Origin of the sequence: Listeria welshimeri serovar 6b str. SLCC5334 (assembly GCF_000060285.1) — a bacterium.
Classification (GTDB): Bacteria; Bacillota; Bacilli; order Lactobacillales; family Listeriaceae; genus Listeria; species Listeria welshimeri.
This window is the reverse complement of record NC_008555.1, coordinates 59883-75787: the sequence shown is the minus strand read 5'-3', so window position 1 is coordinate 75787 and position 15905 is coordinate 59883. Positions and strand designations below refer to the sequence as shown.

Here is a 15905-nt window from a genome sequence, read left to right as displayed (position 1 = left end):
ATTTATTAGTCTTAATAAACAGAATGGATTGGGCTGTTTCCTGCTAAAACTGCTTCCACATTTGAAATAGCCATGCGCCCCATTTCTGCGCGGGTTTCGACGGTTGCGTTACCAATATGCGGTGTTAAAACAACATTATCTAATTTGCCTAACTCGGGACCAATTTTAGGTTCAAACTCAAATACATCAAGCGCAGCACCCGCGATAATACCTGTTTTCAGCGCATTAATAAGTGCAACTTCTTCTACAACAGGTCCTCTAGCAGCATTAATCAAAAATGCACTCGACTTCATCGTTTTTAGTGTTGTTTCGTTCAACAGATGCTTCAAGCTCGGATTGTATGCGGCGTGAATAGTCACAACATCGCTACGTTTCAATAATTCTTCTTGACTCACGAACTCGGCATTCCATTCTTTCGCCGCTTCTTTCGGATGGTGTCCGGAATATATGATTTTCATTCCAAATGCGGCTGCACGTTTTGCCACGGATTGACCAATTCTTCCTAAACCAATAATTCCCAATGTTTTACCCCTTAGTTCTGTACCTAAAAAGAACGTTGGCGCCCAGCCTTTAAATTGCTCTGGTGTTTCACGACACAAACGGTCACCTTCTGAAATTCTCCGAGCCACCGCCAAAATTAGTCCAAGCGTCAGTTCTGCCGTCGCTTCAGTTGATACATCTGGCGTATTTGTTACTGCAATCCCGAGTTTCTGCGCTTTTTTTACATCAATATTATCAAAACCGGCGCCGATATTTGCTACAATTTTAAGATTTTTTGCTGATTCCAATACTTTTGCAGTAATTGGTGAAGAGAGCGGACAAATAATTGCATCCACTTCCGTTACACTTTTTATTAACTCCTCTTCTGTAATGTTTTCTTGACTGGTATAAGCCTTAACGTCCCATTTATCAAGAGCTTTCATCGTTTCCGGTAGTAATTTCCCTGCTACAAATACGCTCGCTTTCATCTCGTTCACTCCTCAAATACCATTTTCATCTTACATTTATTGTAATCCGTTTTTTATGAAAGGTAAACGATTTTCCGCTTCTTTTCCAGTCAAAATACGTTATAATGAAAACGGAAGCGAGGTCGGAAAAATGAAAAAAATTACTGCTCCGCGGATTCCTGATGGGGATTTGACGGTTTATCCGAATGATACATATTTTATTGAAGATGTTGGTGAAGTGAGTGAGAAAATCTTTAGAAAAACAACAATGACTGGAGAAATTTTTGAACATTTTCATTTAGAAACGATTCTTTTTGATGGATGTATTTTTGATTCTGTTTCTCTTGTGAGTGCGAATTTAACCGATATTGTGTTTAAAAATTGTGATTTGTCGAATTTAGACTTGATGGGCGCAATTATTCATCGTGTACGCTTTGAAAATTGCAAATTAATTGGTGTTAATTTCAGCGATGCTACACTGAGAAATTGTGTTTTTGTTGATTGTTATGCTGATTATGTCGCCTTTCGCTATGCTAATTTAAAGTGGGTGGCGTTTGAAATGGGCGCGTATACGAATAGTGATTTTAGTGGCGCCCAGCTGGTTGACACGTATTTAGAACGACTTGACCTGAACAAGGCGCAGTTTTTGAATTGTGCTTTAAATGGAATAGATCTTAGTTCTTGTACTTTTGAGTCAATCACTGCGATGCCTCAAGATTTGAAAGGTGTGAGCATTGATTTTTCTCATGCTCCTGCTTTAATGCCATTATTTGGAATACGAGTGAAATAATTGAAAAAAGATGGTTCCAAGTTACTTCGGAGCCATCTTTTCTATTATTACGATACTTTTTCATCACTTACAGTAAATTTATTATCCAAATACTCTTCGGCTAATCTTGTTTTATTTCCTGTATTTGGATTAACATAAGTATTATAATATTTCTCAAATTCGTCCTCTGTCATATATCGACAAGAAACCTTTAATTCTGCTGTGGCATCATTCGCATATTCTATTGAATTTACTGCAAAATTTCCCCATTTATTAAAACCTCGAGCTAATTCCTTCTCACTTTGTACTTGTAAAAGTAAGTTACAATAGGTAGAGAGACGGGCCTTTTGCGTTTTATTTTCTATTGTTTCTTTCTTGATATACGATTCAATTCTATTTATTTCTTGCGTTAATTCAGTCGGTTTTGCCAGTAATCCATTGATATGCACCATCATCAGATCTAATTTTCCATTCTTATCTTTAAATAACTCGCCATTTTCCACCAATAAGTCTGTATTATTTTCTGGCGTTTCTTCTGCAAAAATATAATCCCAATCTTTAGTAGAAACTTTCTCGCTATTTTTAAGGTAATAATCATATAACATCACAAAATTTTTATTTTCTGGAGTTTCCAGTGTATTAACCGTAGCCGCTTTTTCTTTCCATCTATCTAAAATGCTCTTTGTTTCTTTTGTAGATATCACTCTAACCGTTTCCTCATCTTGCAAATTCATTTGGTTGGTCATTACTGTACAAGTCATCTCGAATTTCGTAGCTGCCGCAATAACCTTCTCCTTATTTAAATCCCCCGTCAAAACTTCATCATTCAAATAAAAAGTAGTGCTTGCCTCTTGGGAACACCCACTAAGAACTAATAGTGCAAAGACGCTTAGTAATCCCATTTTTATCTTTTTCATGTTGTCATTTCCTCCATCATAATCATATTCTAGTATTTGAGTTGCTTTCAAATATTCTTGTTGTCCCGTTCCCTCCGACTCAATGATTTACCCGTACAAATTGCGAATTTGAACAGATAGTAATGCCATCTTCATTTTTTATTCATTGTGAATAAGGTAACGTCTTAAGATTATATCATAGTTTCACAATATAAAATGTGACAGATCAGCGAATAATCTGCCCCCAAAACACTGTTATAAATTGTTTTATGGAATGCGGAATTTCTCTAAACGAGAGGTTTTTCACAATGTTTATGATAAATGAGGGGTTTTTAAAGTTTTTTCGGGGTGGTTTAGATGGGGTTTTGATTTGTTTTTATGTTTGCTGTTATAGCGTGTGCTTCCTGATTTGTTGTATTCGCCTTCTTTAACTTTATACACCGTTTCATTAACATATAGTTTTCAATTTTTTCAGGTGTTTATATACCCATTTCTCAATTAAATCAGTATCAGGTGTTTTTAAATTTGTTGTCATCTTTGATTAACTCCTTCTCATTTAACTGATATTTCTGCCTCTATATTCTCTCCATCTGGAAGCCCTACCCTGTTTATTATAAGGTTCTTATATATTACAAATGGATAGTTTCCTTTTGGTAATCCTAATTCTTGCTGGAAATCTTTTGCTAAATTATCTACCACTTCTTGTTTAGGTAATTTATCTTCTTTTGAGAAGAATTTCATTACTATGGTTAAATTTCCGCTGGTAGGATCATCTTTTGTGAATAGAATTCGTAATTCCTCTGCTGAAATTTGAGGGTTTTCTATATACGCATTATATACACTAGAGTACTCTCGATATGATAGTGCAATAAAATAGTGATTTCCTTGATTTCCATAGGGAGATGATTTTACTAACGCTTCATCCGTCATTCCTACCAAATCATATTTTTTGGCTAATTTTCCTGCAACATCATTTAATTGTTTAAATTCTGCCTCATATGCCTTCGCATACAAGCCACCTAATACAGCTTGCTCAATTTCGCCTTCCTCTTCTTTAGGAAACCCTACTTCATCCTTGTTTAAAATAAATCCCACCGTAACAGATGTTGTAAATTGAATTGGTTCATTGCATTTTACGATAACAACTGCCGCATTGCGCGCAGGCACTACATTAGTAACTTCTACGACTGTTTTATATTTTCTTTTCATGTAATCTATCGCTACTTGTTTAATCTCTTTCTCATGCTGTTTCACTCGTTCTGCCGATTTATTCCCGTCCACAAATGAATATCCTTGCCCCACATAATCCTGCACAGGCGTCGTGACTTCTTGCGCTTTTTCTTGTTCGGTTTTCTCGTTTAAATTGAAACATCCTCCTAATAATAATAAACTCGCCAATAAACCAATGATTTTTTTCTTCATCTCTTCTCCTGTTTGCTTTTGTATTTTATTCTTTTTGGTATCTTAAACTTTTCTGCACTTCCTTCTAATAGTAGATACAGTTCTTGAGGAGCTATCTTATGTTTTTAGTTTTTCTCGCATAAACTAATTTCCCTTTTATTTAATAATTTCTTCTACATCTATATTTTCACCATCAGGTAAACCTACTCGATTAACAATAAAATTTTTGTATACTGTAACCATATAGTTTCCCTTAGGTAGTCCTTCTTCTTGTTTAAGTCTCTCTGCTAAGTTATCTGCTATCTCTTGATCAGGGAGTTTATCTTCTTTAGAGTAAAATTCCATTGGGATTGATAAAATATTCCCTTCTGGATCATCTTTCGCAAATAATAGTTTTAATTCATCTGCGGCAATTCTTTGATTTTCTATATATGCTTGGTAAACACTTGGAAAACTTAATGATGATGCTGAAATAAAGTAGTGGTTACTTGTATATCCTGAAGATGATGTTTTTTCAATTGCTTCGTCTCTCAATCCCAATAAGTCATTTTCTTTAGCTGATTTCTCAGTGAACTTATCTAAATTACGGAATTCTGTTTCGTAAGCTTTTTCATATAAACCACTGACAATCGCTTGCTCCACTTCACCCTCATTACTCCTCGCAGACCATTCACCCTTTTTATTAATCGATTCTCCCATTATGACGGAGGTGTAAAATTGAATAGGCTCTTCGCACTCTATCATTACAACGGCTGCATTTCTAGCTGGCACTACATTGTTCACTTTCACATCTGTCTTATATGTGGTTTTCATGTAGTTAATCGCTTCTTGCTTGATTTTTTCTTCATCTCTCTTTACTAGTTCTTCTGACTTGTCACCGTCCACAAACGAAAACCCTTGCCCCACATAATCCTGTACTGGCGTGGTTCCTTCTTGTGCTTTTTCTTGCTCAGTTTTCTCGTTTAAATTGAAACATCCTCCTAATAATAATAAACTTGCCAATAAACCAATGACTTTTTTCTTCATCTCTTCTCCTGTTTACTTTTGTATTTTATTCTTTTTGGAATCTTAAACTTTTCTGCATTTCCTTCTAATAGTAGACACAGTTCTTAGGGAGCTATCTGATGTTTTTAGTTTTTCTCGCATAAACTAATTTCCCTTTTATTTAATAATTTCTTCTACATCTATATTTTCACCATCTGGCAATCCTACCCGATTAACAATAAAATTCTTATAAACTGTAACTGCATATATCCCACTTGGGATGCCTTCTTCTTGTTGAATTTTTTTCGCTAAATAGTCTGCTACTTCTTGTTTAGGCAATTTATCCTTTTCAGAGTAAAACTCCATTGGTATTGACATCTTTTTACTCGTAGAATCATCTTTAGCAAACAGTATCTTTAATTCCTCTACTGAAATATATTGATTTTCTAGGTAAGCTTTATAAACACTTGGATAATCCGAGGCGAAAATTGAAATAAAATAATGATTGCTCGTGTACCCTTCTGAGGCCGTTTTATCAATCGCTTCCTCTCTCATGCCCAATAAATCATTTTCTTTTGCTATTTTTTCAGCAAAGGCATCCAAATGCTGGAATTCCGCTTCATAAGCCTTTGCATATAAACCACCAACAATCGCTTTCTCTACTTCACCTTCATCACTTCTCGCTAGCCATTCGCCGTCTTTATTAATCACTTTTCCTACTATGACTGAGGTGTGAAATTGAATAGGCTCTTCGCACTCTACCATTACAACGGCTGCATTGCGCGCTGGGACTACATTATTTACTTTCACATCTGTTTTATATGTGTTTTTCACGTAGTTTATCGCTTCTTGCTTGATTTTTTCCTCATCTCTCTTTACTAGTTCTTCTGACTTGTCCCCGTCCACAAACGAAAACCCTTGCCCCACATAATCCTGCACAGGCGTCGTGCCTTCTTGCGCTTTTTCTTGTTCAGTTTTCTCGTTTAAATTGAAACATCCAGATAGTAAAAGTAACATTGCCGACAAACTTAGGATGATTTTTTTCATTTTTCGCTCCTGTCTACTAGTGTAGTTATAAGATTCTTATATAAGAAAAGTAGTTTAAGATTAGCCTTTCTTGTTCTGCAAAATAATCATTCTTTCATTTTCGAATTGGTTATTTCCCACTTAAAATCATAGTCTTGCACAGTCATTTTAGATGTGATATTCTCTGTGTCTGGTATTGTAATTTTAAATGGAATTGCATGATTGGGCTTTAAAAAACCAAATTGTTCTTCTGGTAGAGTTATCGTATCTCCATCATATATCTTCACTTTCGTAGCCTTATTTGTAATTGTAAATTTCATTTCAATGTCCGAACCTTCTTGATCAGAACGATTTACAAGCGCTGCCATAAAAGCATATTTTGTTGGTGCATCACCTGCAATCTCAATAAAGTCAACAACACTTAAACCTACTTCTCCCTGCTTGGTTGTATCTGTTTCGTTTATAAATTTTTTTAGAGCCTTTAAAGCTTTTTCATCCCCCTCTAATACTTCGCCCTCACTATTTTGTAAAACAGGTGGAATACTCAACTCTATATCGTTTTGATTTGTTTTTGGAATTTCTGGTTCCTTATCAGAAGTTTGCTCCGCTCCTCCACACCCTGATAAAATTGTTATAATCATGATTAATAGTAGTATATTAATAAATCTTTTTTTCACCACAACATACCTCCTTTTAAAATCTTAGTCTTTCATCAATGACATCATACGTTTTTGCAGAAAATCCTGCTCCGATTATACCTGTATCAAGTTTAAATGATACACCATCAGCCATTGTTATTTTTGCCTCTACTCCTGCTGTTAATATGGTAAATTTCATTTCAATATCCGAGCCAAGCGATTTACTATATCTTCTTAAGTCTTCTTCCGTTTCTCTAAAACCATTTTATAGACTATATTTTTAACTTATGCTACTAATCATTTGAGTTCCGCGTCCGTAACGTCCCATTCGAATGTGTAATCTTTGGGGGTTATTTCTTTTGTGATCCCCTCTTCATCTGGAATTGCTACTTTAAAAGGTATCGCCTCATTTGGTTTCACTATGCCATAGTCTTCTTTAGAGAGAAACACTCGTTCATTATTATAAATTACCTTTTGGGTCAGTTTATTAGTAATCGTAAAATACATTTCAACATTTGATAGTTCTTTATTCGAACGATTTTCTAAAACTTGAAAAAAGGCATACTTTGAAGGTTTTCCCCCATTAATACCCACTATTTCAACTACATTCATCCCTAACTCACCTTTTGCAGTAGTACTCTTTTCTGTTATGAATTTTTGGGCATCTTCTATTGCTTTTTTATCTCCGTCTTGTATTACTCCGTCTTTTTTAAGTATGGGTGGCGTTTTTACTTGTACAGTGTTTTTTTTGATACTTTCTTTTTCTTCAATTTCTACCTTTCCATCTTTTTGCCCACAGCCCACTAGAACTATCATTACTACCAAAAGCATTGATAATAAACCTTTATAATTCATATTACTACTCCTCTATTTAAAATCTTAGTCTCTCATCAATAACATCATACGTTTTTGCAGAAAATCCTGCTCCTAGTATATACTCATTAACATATTCTTTATATCCATTTACAGAGCTACCTTTCCAATCATTTTTACTCCCCTTTCGAAATCCGCTTAAAGTATTCCGCCGTATTTTGTTTAGTTTCCTCTTCTGTTGGCGCTTTCCATCTAATTTCATCTCTTCTTTTCTCATTACTTAAACTAATCAAAAACAAAATCCCACCTAAAACACTCATCATTGAAATAAAAAATGGAATTTGAATGATATATAAATGATTTGAAGCTGCCTCTGGTAAAACTAACAATATCCCGCCAATTACAAACCAAACCACTGTAATTATTTTTTTCTTGCTCACCAATCCTATTATTCCTGTAACAATTAATATAATTCCTAAAAATACAATCCACGCCACCACATTATCCATATCTCTTGTTATACCGTCATTAATAGATTTACCAAACAAAATAGCCAGTAATGCCCCTTCCAAGATGGTAATTATTCCTCCTAAAATCCGCACACTTATTCCTCCTCATCTTCTGTTGTTAAATTGGTATATGTTAGTTCTGACTTAACTTCATATTCTGTGTTTTCAACATCTTAACTTTATTCTTAATGACTTTAGAATCTTTCAGAAACAATTTTAACGATTGTAGCTATTCGATAAAAATAAAATCTTCTACAGTCATTCCTTTGATTTAAGTGAATCAAGGAAGGATGGTAATTTCTTTTTACTTACTTTATTTAAATAGACTTTTCCTTCTTCTGACTCTTTTTGAGGATGGCTGAAATCTTTGGATGTAATGAAATAGTAGTCACCGTTTTTCATTAATACTCCCTGATAAATATCTTCGGTATCAGTTCGAATGACTTGTTTCTCATGTAGACTATAAAAACCCTCATTAGCATATAAATACATATCCTTATATTTTTCTTGACCATATTCTAACTTCTCTAATCCGGTTTTTGTTAGTTGGTATATACCTTGTTCAGGTTGAACATAATTATAAATAAATAGTTCATTTAACTCTCTTTGGAGGACAAACTTTACAGAACTGCCCCATTTTTCAGGAACAACCTTTCTCATTTCCCCTTCGATATTCCACGCATGGAGCAGTTTTAAATCCTGCGAAATAACATAGACTTTATTACTTTTATAGGAATAAACATAGATCTTATCCTCAAAAACAGCCATACTTTCTACAGAAAGGTTCTTTTCTTTCGTAATCGCTGTTAACGTACCTTCTTTGTTGATTTTCCCCTGCTTATCCCAGCAAGTGAGTGTGTATATTCCATTAGTTTCCTCAAAAAACATAATGACATTTTCACCATTAGTAAAGGTTCCCGTTCCTATATAATCGCCTTTTTCTTGTTTCATCTTTGGGGAGATTGGAATATATTTTTCTGTGCTTTCAATAATGCCTACTTGCTTGTTAAAATTAAATACAGATAGCTCTCCAGAGGGATTAGAATTATATGAGAAGGGAGTTAAATCAACTATAGAGTCTTCCAAGTTGGTTAATTCTAATAAGGTGCTTTTCTCCGATAGCAAATTTGAGCCGATTTTTCTAAACTCAACCTGTCCCTTCAAATCATTATCTGGAAATGTAACTTCTGGAATTAAATAAAGACTATCTTTAAATAATTGTAACTTGTCGCCTTCCTCTATCTCTACTGTTTCTCCGTACTGGAAAGATTTAGTCCTATACACTTTGAAGTCCTCCGAAGCACATCCGACAACTATGCAACTACATATAATTAATAAAAAGATTACTTTTTTCATACTAGATTCACCTCTGTTTTGTTCATAGTTGAACTTATTTGCGTATTTTTATCACCTTAAAATACTTTTGAAATTTGTTGTCGTTCTATTTTAAAATAATTTTATGATCCTTGTAAGTTTCGCTCTATTCTTCATTTTGTCTTTTTGAAACTGATTTCTGCTTTTTTGGAACTATCGTATTTTAGATCTTCATAATACCAAAAATAGCAGTCATCTCCATCTAATACTATAGGAATCACTTTTGTGGGGTGTTTTCCATTAATGGTTAGCTTAGGTGCATTTTTATTGTAAGAGGTCCCCCATTGAAGCTGGCTAGTTTCTGGGTAGAGATTGAAGATTTGATAGGTATTGTACAAATTTAAACATGTCTGAATTTCATACTCACCATCTCTAATTTCATAATTATTTTTAGCAAAAAATCCAGAAATCTGGGTCGCGTTTGTTGGTGTTGAATATTTCTTTTTACTTCCTTCTTTTTTAACTTTGAATTTATAAACGACCAATGAATCTTCATGATTATCGGTCTCTCTTACATTTCCAATGAAAAATAAAATTGCATTTGTTTCATTTTCTAGTAAAAGTACTTTTTCTTTGATTACTTTTTTATTAAGATTAGGGCTATCCTTAGCATCACTATCTTTAGCAAAAGTATTGTTTTTCACCGCATCTTCTATCGTATCGTAATATGAGAGTTCTATCTCTTGCTCTTCTTCGGAATCATCATTCGTGATAGTTTGTTTGGTTATTGTGCCGTTATCTCCTGTTTTGGTCGTTTGCGATTTGGTGAGGGTCGCTGTATTTTCATGGTTATGACTAGTTTTCCTATCACTTACCACTGAGTACATAAGCAGATATGCAGTAATCATTAGTAGCAGTATTAACCAGAGTCTTTTTGTTCGGGTCAGTTTCATTTTTTTAGCTCCTTACAATGATGTTTTAGAAAAGAAAGTATAATAACTTAATTTTTAGTTAGCGTTTAGTCAACTTAGGAGGCGCAATCAGGGTTCTTTCCTATCCCACTCAGCAAACTAAGCACTAAGGTTGCTAAACCAGAAACCAAGGCATCATCCGCTACTCTAATTACTGTTAAATCATCTAATGCCTGCAATACCCCTCCCGCTACAATTGATATCAAAACAAGTAAGATTCCACTCCTCTTAGCTATTTTTTTATCCAAAGGAAATAATCTGAGAAACCTTCCGTTCTCTCAGATTATTTTTTCATCTTAGCTTTGAGCTTCATTTTGTCTTTTTAAAACTGATTTCTGCTTTTTTGGAACTATCGTATTTCAAGTCTTCATAATACCAAAAATAGCAGTCATCTCCGTCCATTTTTATAGGAATCACTTTTGTAGGTCTGTCTCCGTTAATGGTTAAATTAGGAGCGCTTTTATTGTACGACATCCCCCATTGAAGCTGGCTAGTTTCTGGATAGAGGTTGAAACTTTGATAGGCATTGTATAAGTTTAAACAAGTTCGAATCTCGTATTTACTCCCTCCACGTCTATAGATTCTTTTTTCACTTTCCGCTGGTATTTGCGTTGCGTTTGTTGGTGTAGAGTATTTGGTTTGGTTTCCCTCTTTTTTGACTTTGAATTTATAGACAACTAAAGCATCACTATCATCCTTATTTTCAATGAAATTTCCAATAAAAAATAATAGCGCATCTGTATCGCTCTCCAAGAAAAGCACCTTTTCTTTAATTTCTTTTTTATTAGTGTACGAAACCTCTTCACCTTCTTCTATGGCAAAATTACTGCCCTTCACCGCATCTTCTATAGTATTGTAATAAGAACGTTCTACCTCTTGCTCTGCTTCGGAATCATCATTCGTGATAGTTTGTTTGGTTATTGTTCCGTTATCTCCAGTTTTGGTCGTTTGCGATTTGGTGATAGTCGCTGTATTTTCATGGTTATGACTGGTTTCCCTATCACTTACCACTGAGTACATAAGCAAATATGCAGTAATCATTAGTAGCAGTATTAACCAGAGTCTTTTTGTTCGAGTCAGTTTCATTTTTTTAGCTCCTCGTATGTTGATTCACTCTAATTATGTTTTTAGAAGCCGTTATTTTATACACCAATACTATCCAATTTATATTATCTTTATACATTTCATGGAAAGGTTTTGTTCCCTCTATATTTTTAATGAAAAGGAATATATCTTATTTTAGCAATACTTGGCTTCTTATTTGTCAATCTACTTTTAGCCCTTCATTTACTGCTGTCTTCTGAAGCCAATATTTGTTTTTCATAATCATAATACCTGCAACTAAATATAAAACACCCACTAATGAAAAAACACTGATAACTCCCAAGATAATTAAGATAACACCCCAGCCTTTTTTAGGGTTACTACTGAGGAAACGTCGACAAACAAAGCCTATTAGTCCAATCACGCAAGGAATTGCTCCAAAAATCCCCCATAACCAGTACCCACTCATACTAACCCGCGCAATATCCCAATAATTCACTGTGAAATTATTACCATTTATATCAAATTCAAGGGGTATATAATTCCCAATCACCCATATTCCAAGCCCCATTAACATAAAACCAATCGCACCAATAATAATCAATATTTTTTCTGTTTTAAAATAATTCATCGTTTTAAATACCTACCTTTTTAAAGTATTCTTCATTAACTGCATTGATTTTGAGAATAGTTGCCACCACCGATAATAAAAAGACTATAAACCCAACCGGTATCAAGAAGAAACGCCAACTATAAAGAAAATGTGCGTATCCAGTTAAGCCGGAAAACCACTGATTGATGTAAGAATATATAAATACAGTTGCACCCACAACTATTAAAACTAGGGTACTGATCACAAAATACATCAACCCTTTTTGTGATTTATGTACAGCTAACTTAGAATTATTAATTTTCAAAGTAGCTTTCACTTGAAAAACAACCGTAATCACCATGATAAATAAGTATATGGTCCCTACTCCTAGAACTCCTGTATAAAAAATAGCTATATTCACAAAAAAGTTGAGTAACAGAACAATCCAATATTTCTCTAGTAAAAAAGTCATTTCAATCCCCGTTCATTCAAATATTTTTCATTTAGAAAAGCTGACATTGTATTTGGCTTTACTTTGTCTTTTACAACGCGCCACATACACCATCTCAACCCAATCGCAAAGGGAATAGTTAGCACACATACATAAAAAATCGATGCAATTGTATATAATTTCACTAACTTTTCATCATATGCAGTTTCTACAAATTTTTGAATTTCTTTTCGATCTTTCCATAACCACTTCACATTAATCATCCAGCTGATTAAACAACAGGATAAAGGGAGGCCGAGTATTGTTAAACCAAAAAGTATCGGTGAATTTACAAGACGTTCTAACTGTTCAGTAAAAAAGATCATCGAGATACATATACATGGCACCAATATAAACGCGGTTATATAGGGTGATAGTTCCCATAGTAATCTTGATGTAATATGTTGTGCCAGTTGTTTCTTTACAGTATCATTCATACTCTGCACCTCTAGTTGTTTTATTTATGATTTACTTGAACTTGCTTTAGTTCTCTTTTTAAATCACTATTTTCGTAAAGAAATTCTCCTTTTGCCCGATTTTAAAGTAGCCTAAGAGATTACTATTTATCTTAGGCTACTTAACCTCTTTAAATCTGTACAAAATTAAAGTCTTAAAATTCTTCTGAAATTTATTGGAAAGGTTTTATTCTTTTTGACGAGTGTCATCTCTTTTTTCTCTATTATTGACAAAATAGAATTTAGCCATCCTTACACGAAATTTCTATTAAAACATTCGTTTCTATTACCAGTCCCATTATTCCCGTAATACTTAATGAAGCATTCAGGTATAATTCTCGCAACAATACCCGTCCATCCTAAACGAAATATGATTTTTTCATTTCTAATAACTGTTTCTATTTTGGTAAAGGTTAAATCTTCTACAGTCATTCCTTTGATTTAAGTGAATCAAGAAAGGATGGTAATTTCTTTTTACTTACTTTATTTAAATAGGCTTTTCCTTCTTCTGGCTCTTTTTGAGGATGGCTCAAATCTTTGGATGTAGTGAAATAGTAGTCACCGTCTGCCGTTAGTACTTTTTGATAGACTTCATTACTATCGATTGGAATAATTTGTTTTTCATATAAGCTATTAAACCTTCCATTAGCGCACAAATACATATCCTTATATTTTTCTTGACCATATTCTAACTTCTTTAACCCGTTTTTTGAAATTTTGTATATACCTTGTTCAGGTTGAACATAATTATAAATAAATAGTTCATTTAACTCTCTTTGGATAGCGAACCCTACAGAACTGCCCCATTTTTCTGGAACAACCTTTCTCATTTCCCCTTCGATATTCCACGCATGAAGCAGTTTTAAATCCTGCGAAATAACATAGACTTTATTACTTTTATAGGAATAAACATAAAGTTTATCCTCAAAAACGGCCATATTTTCTACAGAAAGGTTCTTTTCTTTCGTAATTGCTGTTAACGTGGCTTCTTTGTTGATTTTTTTCTGCTTATCCCAACGAGTGAGTGTGTATATTCTATTAGTTTCCTCAAAAAACATAATGACATTTTCACCATTAGTAAAGGTTCCCGTTCCTATATAATCGCCTTTTTCTTGTTTCATCTTTGGGGAGATTGGAATATATTTTTCTGGGCTTTCAATAATGCCTACTTGATTGTTAGAATTAAATACAGTTAGCTCTCCAGAAGGATTAGAACCGCTTGAAAAAGACCGTAGACGCACTATAGGATATTCCAAGTTGGTTAATTCTAATAAGGTACTTTTTTTCGATAGTAGGTTTGGGGCGATTTTTCTAAACTCAACCTGTCCCTTCAAATCATTGTCTGGGAATGTAACTTCTGGAATTAAATAAAGACTATCTTTAAATAATTGTAACTTGTCGCCTTCCTCTATCTCTACTATTTCTCCGTACTGGAAAGATTTAGTCCTATACACTTTGAAGTCCTCCGAAGCACATCCGACAACTATGCAACTGCATAGGAGCAATAAAAGGATTAATCTTTTCATAATGGTTTCATCTCCCTTCTGTAATATATTTAGAATTGACAGATCCAAAATCTATTTCTTGGAATTTTTTATATAAATCTATATAGTTTAGTTTTCCATCTTTTGGAAAACTATTTCCCCCTTTCCCGTCTTCACTTTTTCCACTAGAAACTTCCTCCCATCTAGACAAAATATCTTTAGTTTCTTGTGTTGGTTGTATTTTAATCCTCACTATATACTCTGCCAGCGGTTTTAGTTTCTTCTTTTTTCTTCTCTCTTTACTTACACTAGTAAAAAATAATATTCTAACATCTTCCACTGAAATACTACAGTTACCTTTTTCCGATTACCAGCCTCTTTATTCCTATAATACTTGATAAGCCCAACTGAAAAGCATAATTCATTTGACTATAACATTTATATAACTTTCTGTGATTATAATTATTCTGCTGAAAGTTCTTTTTATTATCATTTCCGGAAATACAATTTAAATTTCCTCACTCATCATACGGATCAATTCCTACATAAACATCTACATAAGGCACATTTTCCACAGTATTAAGTACATTAATAATGGGCGTAATAATTTCTTTTCTATTATTTTCTACATATTCTATCATTTCCTCAAAAGCAACTGGTAGCCGCTTCTCCAAATCCATAATAACTCTTGTATGCAATGCATTTTTGATTAAAAAGTATGATTGAAATGTGACTCCTTCTATCTTACTAATAGTTGGTTTATCAACTTCTGCCAAAATTTCTATTTCATAGGATTTTGCATTAATTGGCGATTCTATAGCAACTAAAACTTTTCCAATAATTTTTAATTCACTTTTTTCTAAATCCTCACGAAAAGATTCTAAAAAAATAAATAAATCTTTTGGATCTACAATATAGTGTTTTCCAACTACATTACTTAATGCTAATTCTTTACCCTGAACTATCATTTCTGTACCTCATTTCTCAAAGGTGCATAAAAATCAAATATTACATCATTGTATACATCTAAAAATATACAATAGAGTTCAGATTCTATTTCAAATTGATTTTCTTTTGCATATTTAATAATCTCTTCCTGCATACACTGCAAATTCACATCAGCAATATTTCTAGTTTTAAGAGCAAACTCTACCTTTATTGATTCACATCCAAATAAATCTTGGTCCGTTTCTATCTCAACTTGCTCGTTTATTGGTAAATAATATTTAAACTCTCTATATTGATTCTCTCCGGGTACTTCCTTAATAGAGAAGAAAATAGGGCCAGTTTGATAAATATCATTTATAATCGCAATTTTTTCTAAATCTTCAAATGGTAAAAACCAATTCTCCGTCTTTTCCGTCCTTTTATATGTCAAACAATAATCAAATTGGAAACCACTTTGTTCTACTTTCATTTTTTTCCTCCTTATGAGTATAAATTTAATTACTGAAAATCTTAAATAAAAACGCTATTAGAAGTTACTAATTACAAATTTGCCATAGACCGATTTTACTAATACTACATTCTGCACATATTTATACCATTCCTTTATACATTAACTATTTTGAT

The 15905-nt window shown here is 33.5% G+C and carries 20 protein-coding genes; 1 reads left to right on the top strand and 19 read right to left on the bottom strand.

Annotation, left to right across the window (positions count from 1 at the left end; all coding sequences use genetic code 11):
• Positions 1–11 precede the first annotated feature (11 nt).
• Complete coding sequence (locus tag LWE_RS00380) at positions 12–968, bottom strand: 2-hydroxyacid dehydrogenase family protein (protein ID WP_011700949.1); 957 nt, start codon at positions 966–968, stop codon at positions 12–14.
• 130 nt (positions 969–1098) lie between these two features.
• On the opposite strand from LWE_RS00380, the gene LWE_RS00375 reads away from it, so the two are divergent.
• A complete protein-coding gene (locus LWE_RS00375) occupies positions 1099–1737 on the top strand; it encodes a pentapeptide repeat-containing protein (RefSeq protein ID WP_011700948.1) in 639 nt (212 codons plus the stop codon).
• Between the two features lie 47 nt (positions 1738–1784).
• On the opposite strand, the gene LWE_RS00370 is transcribed toward LWE_RS00375, so the two are convergent.
• The 18 genes from LWE_RS00370 to LWE_RS00285 all read right to left on the bottom strand — a co-directional run bounded on the left by LWE_RS00370 (position 1785) and on the right by LWE_RS00285 (position 15750).
• Entirely contained in the window at positions 1785–2633 is an 849-nt protein-coding gene (locus LWE_RS00370) for a hypothetical protein (RefSeq protein WP_041176292.1), read from the bottom strand.
• Positions 2634–3164: 531 nt separating this feature from the next.
• Complete coding sequence (locus tag LWE_RS00365; RefSeq protein ID WP_011700946.1) at positions 3165–4034, bottom strand: DUF1672 family protein; 870 nt, start codon at positions 4032–4034, stop codon at positions 3165–3167.
• Positions 4035–4169: 135 nt separating this feature from the next.
• The gene (locus LWE_RS00360) at positions 4170–5039 is read right to left on the bottom strand and encodes a DUF1672 family protein (protein ID WP_011700945.1); all 870 of its coding nucleotides are present in this window, start codon (positions 5037–5039) and stop codon (positions 4170–4172) included.
• A 135-nt stretch (positions 5040–5174) separates the two neighbouring features.
• Positions 5175–6044: a DUF1672 family protein gene (locus tag LWE_RS00355; RefSeq protein WP_011700944.1), complete on the bottom strand. Its 870-nt coding sequence runs from the start codon at positions 6042–6044 to the stop codon at positions 5175–5177.
• A gap of 86 nt (positions 6045–6130) precedes the next feature.
• On the bottom strand, positions 6131–6700 hold the full coding sequence (locus tag LWE_RS00350) for a FimB/Mfa2 family fimbrial subunit (protein WP_231845335.1): 570 nt from the start codon (positions 6698–6700) through the stop codon (positions 6131–6133).
• 16 nt (positions 6701–6716) lie between these two features.
• Complete coding sequence (locus tag LWE_RS14595) at positions 6717–6860, bottom strand: hypothetical protein (RefSeq protein WP_011700942.1); 144 nt, start codon at positions 6858–6860, stop codon at positions 6717–6719.
• A 98-nt stretch (positions 6861–6958) separates the two neighbouring features.
• Positions 6959–7516 carry a hypothetical protein gene (locus LWE_RS00345; RefSeq protein ID WP_011700941.1) on the bottom strand — a complete coding sequence of 186 codons (558 nt, stop codon included), beginning with the start codon at positions 7514–7516 and terminating at the stop codon, positions 6959–6961.
• Positions 7517–7650: 134 nt separating this feature from the next.
• The gene (locus LWE_RS00340) at positions 7651–8076 is read right to left on the bottom strand and encodes a hypothetical protein (protein WP_011700940.1); all 426 of its coding nucleotides are present in this window, start codon (positions 8074–8076) and stop codon (positions 7651–7653) included.
• Positions 8077–8241: 165 nt separating this feature from the next.
• Positions 8242–9339: a hypothetical protein gene (locus LWE_RS00335; RefSeq protein ID WP_011700939.1), complete on the bottom strand. Its 1098-nt coding sequence runs from the start codon at positions 9337–9339 to the stop codon at positions 8242–8244.
• A 131-nt stretch (positions 9340–9470) separates the two neighbouring features.
• Positions 9471–10250 carry a hypothetical protein gene (locus LWE_RS00330; protein WP_011700938.1) on the bottom strand — a complete coding sequence of 260 codons (780 nt, stop codon included), beginning with the start codon at positions 10248–10250 and terminating at the stop codon, positions 9471–9473.
• Between the two features lie 327 nt (positions 10251–10577).
• Entirely contained in the window at positions 10578–11354 is a 777-nt protein-coding gene (locus tag LWE_RS00320; protein WP_011700936.1) for a hypothetical protein, read from the bottom strand.
• Between the two features lie 178 nt (positions 11355–11532).
• A complete protein-coding gene (locus LWE_RS00315; protein WP_011700935.1) occupies positions 11533–11943 on the bottom strand; it encodes a DUF4064 domain-containing protein in 411 nt (136 codons plus the stop codon).
• 4 nt (positions 11944–11947) lie between these two features.
• Positions 11948–12376 carry a hypothetical protein gene (locus LWE_RS00310; RefSeq protein WP_041176290.1) on the bottom strand — a complete coding sequence of 143 codons (429 nt, stop codon included), beginning with the start codon at positions 12374–12376 and terminating at the stop codon, positions 11948–11950.
• Positions 12373–12609: a hypothetical protein gene (locus LWE_RS14730; protein WP_231845334.1), complete on the bottom strand. Its 237-nt coding sequence runs from the start codon at positions 12607–12609 to the stop codon at positions 12373–12375. Before LWE_RS14730 ends, LWE_RS00310 begins: the two co-directional genes overlap by 4 nt.
• A 668-nt stretch (positions 12610–13277) precedes the next feature.
• Positions 13278–14375 (bottom strand): hypothetical protein, encoded by a 1098-nt coding sequence (locus LWE_RS00300; protein ID WP_011700933.1) that lies wholly within the window; start codon positions 14373–14375, stop codon positions 13278–13280.
• Positions 14376–14382: 7 nt separating this feature from the next.
• Positions 14383–14673, bottom strand: a complete 291-nt coding sequence (locus tag LWE_RS00295; RefSeq protein ID WP_011700932.1) for a hypothetical protein — start codon at positions 14671–14673, stop codon at positions 14383–14385.
• Between the two features lie 178 nt (positions 14674–14851).
• Positions 14852–15301, bottom strand: a complete 450-nt coding sequence (locus LWE_RS14285; protein WP_011700931.1) for a DUF5085 family protein — start codon at positions 15299–15301, stop codon at positions 14852–14854.
• Positions 15298–15750 carry a DUF5085 family protein gene (locus LWE_RS00285; RefSeq protein WP_011700930.1) on the bottom strand — a complete coding sequence of 151 codons (453 nt, stop codon included), beginning with the start codon at positions 15748–15750 and terminating at the stop codon, positions 15298–15300. The genes LWE_RS14285 and LWE_RS00285 overlap by 4 nt, the downstream gene beginning before the upstream one ends.
• Positions 15751–15905 lie beyond the last annotated feature (155 nt).

Bases quoted from the DNA above. Each gene is read 5' to 3' on its own strand.
- LWE_RS00380 (WP_011700949.1), bottom strand. From the start codon at position 968: ATGAAAGCGAGCGTATTTGTAGCAGGGAAATTACTACCGGAAACGATG.
- LWE_RS00375 (WP_011700948.1), top strand. From the start codon at position 1,099: ATGAAAAAAATTACTGCTCCGCGGATTCCTGATGGGGATTTGACGGTT.
- LWE_RS00370 (WP_041176292.1), bottom strand. From the start codon at position 2,633: ATGAAAAAGATAAAAATGGGATTACTAAGCGTCTTTGCACTATTAGTT.
- LWE_RS00365 (WP_011700946.1), bottom strand. From the start codon at position 4,034: ATGAAGAAAAAAATCATTGGTTTATTGGCGAGTTTATTATTATTAGGA.
- LWE_RS00360 (WP_011700945.1), bottom strand. From the start codon at position 5,039: ATGAAGAAAAAAGTCATTGGTTTATTGGCAAGTTTATTATTATTAGGA.
- LWE_RS00355 (WP_011700944.1), bottom strand. From the start codon at position 6,044: ATGAAAAAAATCATCCTAAGTTTGTCGGCAATGTTACTTTTACTATCT.
- LWE_RS14595 (WP_011700942.1), bottom strand. From the start codon at position 6,860: ATGAAATTTACCATATTAACAGCAGGAGTAGAGGCAAAAATAACAATG.
- LWE_RS00345 (WP_011700941.1), bottom strand. From the start codon at position 7,516: ATGAATTATAAAGGTTTATTATCAATGCTTTTGGTAGTAATGATAGTT.
- LWE_RS00335 (WP_011700939.1), bottom strand. From the start codon at position 9,339: ATGAAAAAAGTAATCTTTTTATTAATTATATGTAGTTGCATAGTTGTC.
- LWE_RS00330 (WP_011700938.1), bottom strand. From the start codon at position 10,250: ATGAAACTGACCCGAACAAAAAGACTCTGGTTAATACTGCTACTAATG.
- LWE_RS00320 (WP_011700936.1), bottom strand. From the start codon at position 11,354: ATGAAACTGACTCGAACAAAAAGACTCTGGTTAATACTGCTACTAATG.
- LWE_RS00315 (WP_011700935.1), bottom strand. From the start codon at position 11,943: ATGAATTATTTTAAAACAGAAAAAATATTGATTATTATTGGTGCGATT.
- LWE_RS00310 (WP_041176290.1), bottom strand. From the start codon at position 12,376: ATGACTTTTTTACTAGAGAAATATTGGATTGTTCTGTTACTCAACTTT.
- LWE_RS00300 (WP_011700933.1), bottom strand. From the start codon at position 14,375: ATGAAAAGATTAATCCTTTTATTGCTCCTATGCAGTTGCATAGTTGTC.
- LWE_RS14285 (WP_011700931.1), bottom strand. From the start codon at position 15,301: ATGATAGTTCAGGGTAAAGAATTAGCATTAAGTAATGTAGTTGGAAAA.
- LWE_RS00285 (WP_011700930.1), bottom strand. From the start codon at position 15,750: ATGAAAGTAGAACAAAGTGGTTTCCAATTTGATTATTGTTTGACATAT.